General features: G+C 40.8%; 13 protein-coding genes and 1 pseudogene. 7 read left to right on the forward strand and 7 right to left on the reverse strand.

Translation table 11 applies throughout. The features are described 5' to 3' along the window. The first annotated feature begins 18 nt into the window (after positions 1–18). The 7 genes from DQQ01_RS12950 to DQQ01_RS12985 all read left to right on the forward strand — a co-directional run bounded on the left by DQQ01_RS12950 (position 19) and on the right by DQQ01_RS12985 (position 4,914). The gene (locus DQQ01_RS12950) at positions 19–678 is read left to right on the forward strand and encodes a response regulator transcription factor (RefSeq protein WP_009264385.1); all 660 of its coding nucleotides are present in this window, start codon (positions 19–21) and stop codon (positions 676–678) included. Next, on the forward strand, positions 675–1,676 hold the full coding sequence (locus DQQ01_RS12955) for a sensor histidine kinase (RefSeq protein WP_002323005.1): 1,002 nt from the start codon (positions 675–677) through the stop codon (positions 1,674–1,676). Before DQQ01_RS12950 ends, DQQ01_RS12955 begins: the two co-directional genes overlap by 4 nt. A gap of 47 nt (positions 1,677–1,723) precedes the next feature. Continuing rightward, complete coding sequence (locus tag DQQ01_RS12960) at positions 1,724–2,098, forward strand: GntR family transcriptional regulator (RefSeq protein WP_002323006.1); 375 nt, start codon at positions 1,724–1,726, stop codon at positions 2,096–2,098. Between the two features lie 291 nt (positions 2,099–2,389). Next, the gene (locus tag DQQ01_RS12965) at positions 2,390–2,809 is read left to right on the forward strand and encodes an RNA polymerase sigma factor (RefSeq protein ID WP_002322726.1); all 420 of its coding nucleotides are present in this window, start codon (positions 2,390–2,392) and stop codon (positions 2,807–2,809) included. Between the two features lie 3 nt (positions 2,810–2,812). Then, a complete protein-coding gene (locus DQQ01_RS12970; protein ID WP_002322727.1) occupies positions 2,813–3,067 on the forward strand; it encodes a helix-turn-helix domain-containing protein in 255 nt (84 codons plus the stop codon). A 374-nt stretch (positions 3,068–3,441) separates the two neighbouring features. Continuing rightward, positions 3,442–3,645, forward strand: a complete 204-nt coding sequence (locus DQQ01_RS12980) for an excisionase (protein WP_002322728.1) — start codon at positions 3,442–3,444, stop codon at positions 3,643–3,645. A 78-nt stretch (positions 3,646–3,723) separates the two neighbouring features. Next, positions 3,724–4,914 (forward strand): site-specific integrase, encoded by a 1,191-nt coding sequence (locus DQQ01_RS12985; protein ID WP_111920365.1) that lies wholly within the window; start codon positions 3,724–3,726, stop codon positions 4,912–4,914. Positions 4,915–5,114: 200 nt separating this feature from the next. Here the strand turns inward: DQQ01_RS12985 and xylB are convergent, their stop codons facing one another. From xylB to DQQ01_RS13020, 7 genes and pseudogenes are all read right to left on the reverse strand, one after another. Next, entirely contained in the window at positions 5,115–6,584 is a 1,470-nt protein-coding gene (xylB, locus tag DQQ01_RS12990; RefSeq protein ID WP_111920366.1) for a xylulokinase, read from the reverse strand. 12 nt (positions 6,585–6,596) lie between these two features. Continuing rightward, positions 6,597–8,075: an L-fucose/L-arabinose isomerase family protein gene (locus DQQ01_RS12995; protein WP_111920367.1), complete on the reverse strand. Its 1,479-nt coding sequence runs from the start codon at positions 8,073–8,075 to the stop codon at positions 6,597–6,599. A 187-nt stretch (positions 8,076–8,262) separates the two neighbouring features. Further along, positions 8,263–8,853: a transporter substrate-binding domain-containing protein gene (locus tag DQQ01_RS13000; protein WP_111920368.1), complete on the reverse strand. Its 591-nt coding sequence runs from the start codon at positions 8,851–8,853 to the stop codon at positions 8,263–8,265. Positions 8,854–8,951: 98 nt separating this feature from the next. Continuing rightward, positions 8,952–10,161, reverse strand: a pseudogene (locus DQQ01_RS18230) (glycoside hydrolase family 88 protein). Then, positions 10,162–11,943 (reverse strand): beta-glucuronidase, encoded by a 1,782-nt coding sequence (gene uidA, locus DQQ01_RS13010; RefSeq protein WP_111920369.1) that lies wholly within the window; start codon positions 11,941–11,943, stop codon positions 10,162–10,164. 104 nt (positions 11,944–12,047) lie between these two features. Continuing rightward, the gene (locus DQQ01_RS13015) at positions 12,048–12,878 is read right to left on the reverse strand and encodes a carbohydrate ABC transporter permease (RefSeq protein ID WP_111920370.1); all 831 of its coding nucleotides are present in this window, start codon (positions 12,876–12,878) and stop codon (positions 12,048–12,050) included. A 13-nt stretch (positions 12,879–12,891) separates the two neighbouring features. Next, the gene (locus DQQ01_RS13020; protein ID WP_111920371.1) at positions 12,892–13,797 is read right to left on the reverse strand and encodes a carbohydrate ABC transporter permease; all 906 of its coding nucleotides are present in this window, start codon (positions 13,795–13,797) and stop codon (positions 12,892–12,894) included. Positions 13,798–13,857 lie beyond the last annotated feature (60 nt).

Here is a 13,857-nt window from a genome sequence, read left to right on the forward strand (position 1 = left end):
AATCAAGGGGGTGTGGAAATGAGAATAGCAATTATCGAAGATGATGAAATCACTCGTCTGGAGCTTTCTAAACTATTGAACACACAAGGATATGAAACAGTCTTGTTGACTAACTTTGAAAATCTGACAGAGGAATTAAAGCAATATTGCGTAGAGCTGGTTTTGCTTGATATTAACCTGCCGTATGAAAATGGCTATGAAGTATGCAGGAAAATAAAACAAGCTATGCCAGTACCTATTATCTTTGTAACAAGCAGAGATACAAATGCTGACGAATTGAAAAGTATTCAAGTGGGTGGAATTGACTTTATCACAAAGCCGTATGACACGCTTATTCTTCTTGAGAAGATCAAGCGTGCATTGCAGTTATCAAACCCGAACAATTTCCGTGAGCTTGTCAAAAAAGATTGTACCCTTGATTTACATTTATCCATTTTGAAGTATCAAGAGAAAAGCATTGAACTGACAAGAAATGAATTTCGTATCTTATACTACTTCTTTATGAACGAAGATAAAGTTATCAGTAAGGAAGAACTATTGGAAAAGCTGTGGAACGACAAATATTATTTAGACGAAAATGTATTACTGGTTAATATGACCCGTCTAAAAAAGAAAATGAAAGAAATCGGTATTGTTCATTTATTGGAAAATATACGAGGAAAGGGTTGGAAACTGTGAGCTTTTTTACATTCTTAGAAGAAAAAATAACAGAGATATTGTTTCAGCTTTTCTTTCTTGCCTTAGTAGCATTTCTCTTGATTTTCTACGGTGTAGATACGCTATTTGTTGTATTGCTGGTAATTCTGTTCATCAGCATACAAGGGCTTTTTCAATGGTGTTTGTATCGGAAGAAACGTAAGGCTTCGCAACATATTATTGATTTAGTAGACGGATTGGAAGAAACCTACTATATTGCAGATGTTTTACCAAAGCCAAAAGAATTTCAAAATGAAGCCTATTACTACGCACTAAAAAAAGCCTGCAAATCTATGAATGATGAAATCGGTAAAATCACAGAGGAAAAGCAGGATTATCAAGAATATGTGGAAAGTTTCGCCCATGAAATTAAAATACCGATAGGAGCATTGTCTTTGACGTTCGATAATACGAAAAATTACACGTTAAAAAAAGAAACAGACAAGATATTTCAGTTGGTGGAACAAATGCTCTACTATGCAAGGAGTGAAAATACGGAAAAGGACTATTTTGTAAAACAGTTGCAGTTAGACGAAGTGATACATAATGTCATTCTGAAATTTCGTCATTCACTTATGGAAAGGAAAGTAATTATCAATATCCATGACATAGAGAATGTTGTATATACTGATGAAAAATGGCTGACATTCATTCTATCTCAAATCGTGCAAAATGCGATTAAGTATTTTGACAAGCAGGAAAACAAACTGACGATATACAGTCAAGACAACGGAACAAATATACTGCTTGTGATAGAAGATAATGGCTGTGGAATAAAAACGTCTGATTTATCCCGTGTATTTGAAAAAGGCTTTACTGGTTCTAACAGAAACAAGGCAAATGCAACGGGCATGGGACTGTATTTATCGAAAAAATTATCTGATAGACTAGGTTTGAAATTGGATATTACTTCTAAAGAAACGGAATATACAAGACTGACAATTACATTCCCAAAAGGAACAGTCCATAATTTACATTAAGCATTGAATAGTTGCTTATTGATGATAAAACAAAGGAAGTGATACACATGGAGTTATATCTTAATGATGTTTACCCTTATGCACAACAAATATCAAATTATATAGAACGAGAAATTTTTCAACAGAAATTAAAAGCAGGTCAAAAGCTACTTTCAATAACAAATTTAAGTAAAGAATTAAATGTTAGTAAACATACAATTCAATTATCTTATAAAATACTGAGAAAGAAAGAGTTAATCGTAAAAAAAGGAAATGATTTTTTTGTTACAAAAGATAACTGCTGTATAATAACAAAAATGAAAGAAGAAACAGATTTACAGATAATCAAATGTCTGCATGAATTAGCAGAAATGGGATATTCAAGAGAACAAACAAAATCCTTGATTTTAAGAAAATTAGAAACTTTAAAATTTCCTCAATAAGTTCGATTAGGCATTGCATAGTATTTTGCTGTAAGGGGGCTTGAGTTATGGAATGTTTTAAGTGCAATTCTTTACAATTTAATTCCACCTAACAGTACACTATTAAAAAATAAATATTATTTAGCTTTAAAAGCTCGTACAGACTATATGTTTTGTGCGGGCTTTTTTCATACCCGAAAAAAACTTAAAAATTTTTCCAAAGAGGTCATTAAATCACACCTAGCTGTCCTTATATGGTGCGGAAAGAGGGATAAACACTTTTCAAATCATAAAGGAAAGGAGGTGAGATTGATGAAACCGTCTGACTTCCAGAAAACAGTTCAATGTCGTTTTGAAAGTTGTTTAAAGAAAGTTGTTCGTAGTGTCGTGAAAGATTATTACAAGGAATTAAACCGTCGTAAAAATAAAGAAATATCTTTCAGCGAATTGCCAGATGTCATTGTTGATAAAATGACTGTTTGGGACGACTACGAAACAGATTATACAATCTTTTCAGTATGTGGCATTGATATTCGTGTCCTTGATGATGAATTGGCAGAAGCATTGAAGAAACTTCCAGAAAGAAAACGCAATACTCTGTTGATGTATTACTTTTTGGAAATGACAGAAAGTGAAATTGCCAACTTGCAGAAAATCACGCAAAGCGGTGTATTTAGAAATCGACATCACGCTTTGGAAATTATGAAAAAAATACTCAAGGAGGAACATTAGAAAATGAAACAGTTATTTAAAAAGCCGTCCTATTACTTGATTTCATCAGCTATGGACGGAAACGAAAAAGCGATTGAGAAATTGCTGGCATTTTATGACCCGTACATATCAAAGTGCTGTTTACGTTCACTTTATGACGAATATGGCAATGTTTATATTGTTGTAGACATGGAATTAAAAGGACGTATCAGAGAAGCACTTATCAAAATGATTTTAGGTTTTGATATTGAAGATATGGACTTAGAACCAGAAGAATAAGCAGTTTTTAGCGGAGCATGATTTAATATCCCCCCCTCTTTCCTGCTCTGCCACCTGCTTTTATATGAAAGCAACACGCTTTCGCCACAGCTCTTTGACAACTGAATAAAGCAGACAGATACGTTTGTGAGATGGCGAGCCACGGGGACTGTACGCCACGACCTTTTCAAAAGAAAGCGAGCGACCCACGCAGTGATCCGAGAGCGACTGTTGGAAAAGTTGTTTTGCCACGACCTATCCTCACAGAATAATGATACGTCCGCATGGTGCGGTTCTGCCCACAAGAATGGGAATAGTTGAGATACTAATGGAGCTTTCCAAAGCCGTCTGCCTGCTTGTAAAAAACGACACACAGTAAAGGGGGTGCATAGATTATGAACAATACTGATGTGCCTATTTGGGAAAAATATACGCTGACGGTTGAAGAAGCGTCCAAATACTTCCGCATTGGCGAAAAGAAATTGCGTAAATTAGCCGAAGAAAATCTTGACGCTGGCTGGGTTATCGTGAACGGCAACCGTATTCAGATTAAGCGAAAACAATTTGAAAAAATCATAGATACATTGGACGAAATCTAATGTCATTGAGCCGTAGATATGGTATAATAAGATATAGCGTATCACGGCTCATTCCATGACGGAAAGGAGCTTTACACTATGTCTAATGTGAAACGAAAAGACAGTAAAAATCGCAATTTGCGTAATGGAGAGAGCCAGCGAAAAGACGGAAGATACGTTTATAAATATACCGATATATACGGAAAGCCACAATTTATCTATTCTTGGAAACTTGTACCGACAGACAAGACACCTGCTGGAAAGCGTGATGATATATCGTTGAGGGAAAAAGAAGCACAGATAAAAAAAGACCTTAACGACGGTATCGACACAGTCGGTGGTAAAATGACAGTCTGCCAGCTTTATGACAAGAAGAACAGCCAAAGAAAGAACATCAAGAGGGCTACTGAAAAAGGACGACAGTATCTTATGAACGCTCTGAAAAATGACCCGTTGGGTATGAGGGCGATTGATACTGTTAAGCAGTCGGACGCTAAAGAATGGGCTATCAGAATGAGCGAAAAAGGATATGCCTATAAAACGATTGATAACTACAAGCGTTCCTTGAAAGCGTCATTTTACATGGCGATACAAGACGACTGTATCAGAAAGAACCCGTTTGAATTTAAGCTAAGTGATGTTCTGGAAGATGATACGGAGCAGAAAGTTATCCTTACACCAGAGCAGGAAGAACGCCTGCTTGCCTTTATGGAAAAGGACAAGATTTACAGCAAGTATTATGATGAGGTTGTGCTTCTGCTGGAAACGGGACTTCGTATTTCTGAATTTTGCGGATTGACGACGCATATTGATATGCAGAATAAAATACTCAATATAGACCACCAGTTATTGAAAGATAGCGAAATGGGCTACTATATTGAAACGCCAAAGACCAAAAATGGAAAACGGGAACTTCCATTGACAGAACGTGCTTATCAAGCAATCCAAAGAATACTAAAGAACAGAGGAAAAGCACAACCGCTGATTGTAGGTGGTTACAGCAATTTCCTATTCTTGAACCGTGAGGGCTTACCTAAAGTTGCAGGAAACTATGAGGGCATGGTGCGAGGACTGATTAAGAAGTATAACAAGTATCACACAGACAAGTTACCGAACATCACACCACATTCATTCCGACATACTTATTGTACGAATATGGCAAACAGAGGAATGAACCCAAACACCCTGCAATATCTCATGGGACACGCTAACATAACCATGACACTTGGCTATTACGCACACGGTACATTTCAATCTGCAAAAGCAGAGCTGGAAAGACTGGCTTGTTAATATCGGAGCTTATATTTACTACTCATTTACTACTTTTGGTTGCATTTTCATGCTGGTAAATGCCAGCTTATGCAAGGTATCTTCCAAAAAGAAAATACCGATAAAGCTCTAAAATACGGGATATATCGGCATTTACCAACTTATGAAAAGATAATCAGAAATTTAGTAAGTTTTTCTGTCAAAGATATATTTTCTTTTCCTTAAATAATTTCTGTAAACAATTCTTTTACCGCCGGATAAATCTTTGCAAATTTTCCATATTTCTCCTCATATTTTGCTGCCAGTTCCGGTTCCGGCTCTATGGTGTCAACAACCCTTACAATTCGTTCCGCTGCTTCCTCCACAGAAGCATATTCCCCATTTGCCACAGCTGCCAGCATGGCGCCGCCAAGAGCAGGTCCTTCCTCTGCTTCAATGACGTCCACCTTAATATTTAAAATATTGGCAATCATCTTTTTCCACAGCGGGCTTTTTGCACCGCCGCCGCAGATTTTTGTCCGCTCAATTTGAATGCCCAGCGCTTTTGCTACTTCAAAAGAATCCCGAATGGCAAATGCAACGCCTTCTAAAACAGCCTGGGTCATATCTGCTCTGGTGGTATCCATGGTAAGTCCGATAAAGGTACCTCTGGCGTCCGGATTGTTGTGAGGAGAACGCTCTCCCATAAGGTAGGGAAGGAAAAACACATGGTTTTCTCCCAGTTTTGTAATCTTTTCCTGCTCCTTTGCATAGTCCCCTGTACCGATAATCTCATCCAGCCACCATTTATTACAGGACGCTGCGCTTAACATGCAGCCCATGAGATGATAATTTCCGTCTGCATGTGCAAAAGCATGAAGGGCATTATGCGGATCCACGCCAAACGCTCTGCTGGAAATAAAAATAGTTCCGCTGGTTCCCAGAGAAATGTTACATCGCCCATCTCCCACAGTTCCGGTTCCCACAGCAGCTGCAGCATTGTCCCCTGCGCCTGCTGCGATTTTGCAGGAAGCAGGAAGCCCCAGTTCCTCTGCCAGCTCCGGCCTTAAGGTTCCCACGGTTTCATAGCTTTCAAAAAGCTTTGGCATCTGTTCTTCTGAAATGCCGCAGATATCCAGCATTTCTTTTGACCAACAGCGGTTTTTCACATCTAAAAGCAGCATACCTGAAGCATCAGACATATCACTGCAGTGTACTCCTGACAGTTTATATGCAAGATAATCCTTTGGCAGCATGATTTTTCTGATTCGTTTAAAGTTTTCCGGTTCATGCTCCCTTACCCAGAGGATTTTCGGGGCAGTAAAACCTGCAAAGGCAATATTCGCCGTATACTCTGACAGCTTTTCCCTGCCGATTACCTGGTTCAGGTACTCCGTTTCTTTACCTGTTCTTCCGTCGTTCCAGAGAATTGCTGGACGAATGACCTTGTCCTGTTCGTCCAGAATCACCAGGCCGTGCATCTGACCGCCAAAGCTGATACCTGCCACCTGGCTCTTGTCACACTCCGCAGTCAGCTCTTTGATACCTTCAAGGCTCTCTCTCCACCAGTCCTCCGGATTCTGCTCAGACCAGCCCGGGTGCGGAAAAGACAGGGGATATTCTCTGGAAACAATCTTCTGAATCCTGCCCTCTGCGTCCATTAACAGTAATTTTACCGCAGAAGTTCCCAAATCTACACCAATGTATAACATCTCTTTCTCCTCTTATGCAAATGGATTTTCTGTTGGATACAAAGTTCCCTTTGGCTGATTGTAATTGATTTCTTCCACTTCCACGCCCAGGTATTTGAATACCTCATACAGTGTTTTTCCAAAATGTCCGAAAGCCACAGCCCCGTGATGCGGGTAATTTTTCTCTACCAGCACATGGCGGTAGAAACGTCCCATTTCCGGAATTGCAAAGATTCCGATACCGCCAAAGCTCTGTGTAGCTACCGGCAATACCTCACCCTGTGCAATATAAGCGCGAAGCTTGCAGTCTGCGGTACTCTGCAAACGGTAGAAGGTAATATCTCCAGGGATAATATCTCCCTCTAATGTTCCCTGTGTTACTTCTTCCGGCAGAGTTCTTGCCATAATCATCTGATATTTCATGGAGCAGGCAGTCAGCTTGCTTGCTGCTGTATTTCCGCAATGGAAGCCCATAAAGGTTTCTCTCTGTGTATAATTGTATTTTCCTTTGATTTCATCATTGTAAATATAAGCCGGAACCGTGTTATTAATATCCAGCAAAGTTACTGTATCCTGACTGATAACCGTACCGATATACTCGCTTAAAGTTCCCCAGATATCCACTTCACAGGAAACCGGAATACCTCTGTCAGTAAGACGGCTATTTACATAACATGGTACAAATCCAAACTGTGTCTGGAATGCAGGCCAGCACTTTGTTGTCAGTGTCACATATTTTCTGCAGCCTTTATGTGCTTCTACCCAATCTAAAAGAGTAATTTCATACTGCGCCAGTTTTGGCAGAATTTCCGGTTTCATGTTTCCTTCGCCCAACTCTGTTTCCATTTCTTTTACCACATCTGGAATACGCGGGTCATCTGCATGCTTATGAAAGGCTTCAAATAAATCTAATTCTGAATTTTCTTCAATTTCCACACCTAAATCATACAGTCTTTTAATGGGTGCGTTACATGCCAGGAAGTTTGCAGGGCGTGGACCAAAGCTGATGATTTTCAGATTTCTCACTGCCACCAGAGCTCTTGCAATAGGTGCAAACTCATGAATCATTTCAGCAACTTCTTCAGCTGTTCCAACCGGATATTCCGGAATATACGCCTTTAAATTACGCAGCTTCAAGTTGTAACTTGCATTTAACATACCGCAGTAGGCATCGCCTCTGCCCTGTACCAGATTTCCCTCTTCGGCTGCTGCAACTACCATAGAAGGACCGTGGAATGCTTTCACCAGCATGGTTTCCTCTGTTTCCGGTCCGAAGTTTCCAAGATAAACCACCTGCGCATTACAACCAGCTTCTCTTAAATCCCTGGAAGCTTTCATCATATCCGTTTCGCTTTCCACAATAACCGGACATTCGTAAATTTCTCCGTTAAAATTTTTCTTATAAGCTTCTACCACTGCTTTTCTTCTGTTTTCAGACAAAGACATGGGGAAGCAGTCACGGCTTACTGCCACGATTCCTAATTTTAATTCCGGCATATTTGATAAATTCATAGTATTTTCCTCCCTGATTTTCTTATTTCCCGATTTAGTTCAGTCATTAAACTATATGTTTATGCTACCATTCCTTTTTCAAAAAATCAAGTTGTTTTTTTGAAAAATCCGTCGTAATTTTGTACAAAAAAAGAGGAGAAGCATAGGGCATATTTCCATGCTTTTCCTCCTTTTTTACAACTATTTTTCACTTCTTTTCCTGCAGCTTTAATGTAATATCCTTTTCAAAATATTTCTGTGAAAGCGCCTTTAAAGTCCCGTCCTTCCAAAGTTCCTGCAGATTCTTTTCCAATTCCCCTGCCATGGGATTTCCCTTTTTGGTAAAAATGGACAGTTCTGTATATTTTGTATCCCGTCCTGTCTTTTCCTGTACAGAGGAGATATCTGCATAAGGCATGGTATGAGAATAGTGTGTTTCATTCCACTGGGAAAGTCCTACACCAGAAATCACGCAGTCATACAGATCTGCATCCAGAGATTTTAAGAGATTTTCCTCTGAAGTGTCCACAATCTCCAGTTCCAGTCCCATTTTTTCTGCCAGCTTTCCTGCCAGTTCTGCCTCAAATCCCTCCGGCTTGCTGGTTTCCTCTGACAGGTAACACAGAGAAGGCAACTGCAGATACATGCCCACCTTCAGCTTCCCGTTTTCCAAAGGTTCTGCCTTTCCCCCCGGAAACCGGCAGCCTGCCAGAAATAAAATCAGTATTCCCGACCAAATCCATAAACTTCTCTTTTCTATACAAAACAGCCTGTTTTTTATATTCTTCTGATTTTTCATATACTTTCATTCCCGCTTTGTCTGTTTTCTGTAGTTTCTCCAGACCACCATACCATGGAAAGAAAGGATTTGTCAATCCATACAGCATACTCTTTCTTTTACCAGTAGCTTTCCCACTCCGGCTTCAGCACTCTGTAGAGAGCCTCCATATAAAAATAATCGCCCCAGATCACGCATTCATTCACACCTGCCTCTGTACAGGTGTTATACGGACTTTTCTTAGAATACGTTCCGCACAGAAGCTGACCATTGCTTTCTTTTGGACTTTTCACCCCGTATTTGTCTACCATCTGTTTCAAAATTTTCAGTGCAATGGATTTGTAATATGCCCCCTCTTCCGCATTCATATATTTACTCATTTCCAGCATACCGCAGGCTGCAATCACTGCGGAAGAAGAATCTCGCGGTTCCTCATCTCCTGTACCAAATTCCAAATCCCAGTACGGACACAAATCCTCTGGCAGATGTTCCAGAAAATATCCGGTCACCCTTCTGAAATATGCAATATATTCCTCCCGCTTTGTGTAACGATATCCCACGGCTGTTCCATATACGCCCCAGGCCTGTCCCCTCGCCCAGGCAGAACCGTCGCGATACCCCTGACAGGTTGCCCCATGGTCCGGTTCTCCTGTTTCCGGATTCATGAAAAAGGTGTGCCAGGTAGAATTATCCTCGCGAATCACATTTGCAAGGGCTGTATGGATATGCTTTTCTGCAATTTCTCTGTACCCGTCAATTTTTGTTTCTTCATACGCCCAGTACAACAGCGGTAAGTTCAGCAGGCAGTCAATAATAAAAACGGTAATTATCCGGGGCTCCCATTTCTCCCCATGCCTGAAGAAACTCCCCTTTTGGCTGATAGCGGCTGATTAAATTGTCCGCTGCCGCCAAAGCCGCCTGTTTTGCCATTTCCATTCCTGTCAGTTTATATGCTGCCACACAGGACAGGCTGTAAAGAAATCCCATATCATGGTGGTCTACGTCAATTCTCTGTTGAATGCGATTCAGGAAAGATTCCACCTGAATTTTCCCGGCATTTTTCAGTCTTTTTCTCTCCTCTCCCGTCTTTGCATTTTCATAGGAAAGCCAGATTTCTCCTGTCCAGAAGCCGGTTGTCCATTCTACGTTTTCTCCTGGTTTGTAGAAATTTCCAAAGCTGTTTGGTCCCGGAAAAGCTTCCGTAAATTCCGGAAGATTTCTGATTACCTGTTCCACTGCAAACTGCATTGCCTGCTCAATCTCTGTTTTCTCAGCCTCCGGATAAGTTTCCAGGGCTTTTATCTCTATCCATTTCTTTTCTGTACTCATTTATAGGTTCTCCCATCTTTCTTTCAAAAAATATGCCGCCTGTTTTGGTCTTCTCTCTCTTGTAAAGATTCCCTTTTTATTGCCGTCTACCCGTTTGATGTTTTCCGCTGTTGCAAAATCAGCAAACACCCACACATGTTCTCCCGTAATATAAGGAAGAGAATCAAAGACCTCTCCGTACGCTTTCATAAAAGCTGTCTGATATTCTTCTGTAAACAATCTGGCGTTTATGTCATGCAGACCTGCAATGGTATCTGCCCCATATTCTCCCAGCATCATCGGCTTATCCGGACATCTTTTATGAAATCCTTCCAGTTCTGCCTTTAACTTTGCCGCAGCTCCTCTTAAATTTCCTTCTGTATCATACCAGCCCCGATAGCGGTTCAGCATTAAAAAGTCGCACAGTTCTGCTACCTTACAGGTATCCGGCGCAGAACCTTCATAAGTTACAATGGTTACAGGACGATGCTGTACATCTTTCTCTTTTGTAAGTCTTACCAGAGGTTCAAAATATTCCTTTGCCCCCTCTTCCTGACTTGCCGGTTCGTTTGCCACAGACCAGGCAATGACACAGGGGTGGTTCTTGTCCCTTGCCACTAAGTCTTCCATAACCTCTCTGTGATGCTGGGCAGTTTCCAGTGTCTGCCAGGTCCCTTTTGGATTCCCACCTAAAAGTCCTGTTGCTGTAAATCCGGTATTCAGCCCCACAGCCGGTGCCTCGTCAATGACCAGAATCCCCATTTTATCGCAGAGCTGCATCATCTCCTCACTGTTCGGATAATGGCTGGTACGAAAAGAGTTTGCATGGATCCACTTCAAAAGCCCCAAATCCTTTGTCATAAGAGCAAGGTCGGTTCCTCTGCCCCGTGTTCCTCCCTCTTCGTGTTTCCCAAAGCCTTTTAAATAAACAGGCTCTCCATTTAACAGAATTCTGCAGTTTTCAATGGATATTTCACGGAAGCCAAAGGTTTCTGTATAAGCGTCTTCTATAGCTTCTCCTGTTTTTAAGCGTACTTCCAGCTGGTACAGGTTTGGTTCTTTTACTGACCAGAGCTTCACGTTTTCAATCTTTCCGCTGCCGCTTTTCCCGCTTCCCTCATACACACACGCCCCGTTCATTTCCAGAACGCGTACCTGCACCTCTGCATTTTCCTCTTCCTCCCCGGATACTTCTATGTCCCAGGCAAAGCTGCCGTCTTTTTTCCCTGAAACCGTAATATCTCTGATATAAACCACAGGCGTTGTATACAGCCACACAGGACGCATAATCCCCGTATAATTATAGAAATCAAAATTGGGAAGATTCACGGTTCTCGGCTCAAGCCCGGGAAATTCTTCTGTTACCATTCTTCCGCAGGGCAAGGTGGAATAATCTACAATGTTGTTCACAAAAACGGTCAGAAGATTCTCTCCAACCACTGCCTGTTCTGCAATTTCAAAAGAAAAGGGCAGAAATCCTCCCTTATGTTCTCCCAGTCGTTTTCCGTTCAGGTACACCTCTGCCTGATGTGTCACGCTCCCGAATCGCAGTACCAGCCGCCCCTTTTTCATAGACTCTGTTACCGTAAACGTTCTCTGATAAACCATTTCCCCCACATGGTCTGCAAAGTCTTTTTCCGGATAAATATCATTATAAGAGGACGGTACCGGCATGGCTCTGCCCCCTGTCAGATGCAATCCCGCATGTTCTCTTTCCGTTCCTGTTTTCTCCAGAAGTTTGAAATCCCAGATTCCGTTTAAATCAAATACCATTCTTCCTGATGACATTCTTGGATATAACATAGTTTTACGCACTCCTTTCTCTGCGATGCTTCAAAAGCCCTGCCGGAGCAATCAGATCTTACACTTTCATTGTCCAACAGGGCTTTCTTTTCTGTTTTACTTTATCAGCCTTTAATACCGCTGCTTGCAATTCCCTGGACAAACTGTTTCTGTCCAATCAGGAAAATCAGCAGCACCGGAATCAATGCCAGCACAGATACGGCCATAACCAGACCATACTCTGTGGAATACTGTCCGATAAACATCTTAATACCAAGCTGAATGGTCTTGTTTGTTTCTGTATTAAAATAAATCATCGGTCCCATATAATCGTTCCAGATAGTTACAAAAGTAAAGATAATCAGTGTTGTCGCTGACGCTTTACTAAGAGGTAATACAATTTTACCATAAATGCCGTATTCTGACAAACCGTCTATTCTGGCTGCTTCCAGAAGTTCGTCCGGAATGGAGATAAATGCCTGACGCATTAAAAATACACCAAAAGCATTAAAGCTCTGCATCAGAATATAACCGATATGTGTATCTACCAGATGCAGGCTGTTCATCAGAGAATACTGCGGAAGCATGTATACCTGCCACGGAATTGCCATGGTTGCCACATAGAGCATAAAGAGAACATCGCGTCCCTTAAATTTACATTTTGCAAATCCATAAGCTGCAAAACTGGAAGTAATGACCTGAATAATGGTAATAATAACGGTCAGTTTTACAGAATTAAACGTAAAGGTTAAAAGAGGAATCTTTTCCCATACTTTTGTATAATTGCTCCACTGCGGGTCAGAAGGAATCCATTTGATAGGAACAGAAAACACATCACTGTCCAGCTTCAAAGAAGAAGATACCATCCAAATCAAAGGTGTCAGGGTAATCACGGTCAAAGCAATAAGCAGGATATAGAGAAGCGCTCTTTTTACCGGGTTTTTCTTTTTTACCATATCTCTATCCTCCTTAATAATTTACAACTTTCTTCTCTGCCTTAAACTGGAACGCAGTAAGAAGAGCAACAATCACAAACAGAATCATAGCCGCTGCAGATGATTTTCCATAATCCCAGGAAATAAACGCCTGGTTATAGATATACTGTGAAATCATGGTAGAAGAAGTTCCGGGACCACCGTTTGTCATCAGCCATACCAGGTCAAAGACCTTAAAGGAGTTAATGACTAACATCATAACAACAAAGAAGGTACTGGGGCTTAACAGAGGCCATGTAATTTTCCAGAAACGGCTCCAGCCTTTTACACCATCTAATTCTGCCGCCTCATAAAGGCTTGGGTCAATGCTTTGCAGACCTGACAGATAAATAATCATAAAGTATCCCATGTTTCTCCACACGTTTACAATAATCAAACCGGGAATTACCCATGTGGTAGATGCTAACCAACCCGGAGGATTGGATATACCAATGGCTTTTAAAAATTCGTTTACCGGTCCGTATTCCGGCTGAAGCATTGCGTTAAATACAACGGATACAGCCACAACAGAAGCTACATAAGGGAAAAACAGCGCACTTCTGAAAAATCCTCTTCCCTTCATCTTCTGGTTTAACAGAAGAGCAAGAGCAAGAGATGCTATCATAGAAAACAAAACAGTAAAGATTGAGAAATATGCGGTCTGCCAGATTGCGCTGACAAAGACTCTGTCTTTAAAAATATTGATAAAGTTTTCAAGCCCTGCAAACTTCATCTCTGTAAATCCGTCCCAATCAGAAAAGCTCAACGCCAGAGAAAACATTACCGGAATAAAAATAAAGATAAAAAAGCCAATAAAGTTTGGCAGAATAAAAGAATATCCTACCAGATTCTGACGAATTGTACGGGAAACACCTTTTTGTTTCTTGGATTTTGTTTCCATTCTTTCTCCTTTCCTATTTCATTCCCGGCTTACCGGATAATGACAGTTATTCTAAAACAT

The sequence above is a fragment of the Blautia argi genome, from assembly GCF_003287895.1.
Lineage (GTDB): Bacteria > Bacillota > Clostridia > Lachnospirales > Lachnospiraceae > Blautia > Blautia argi.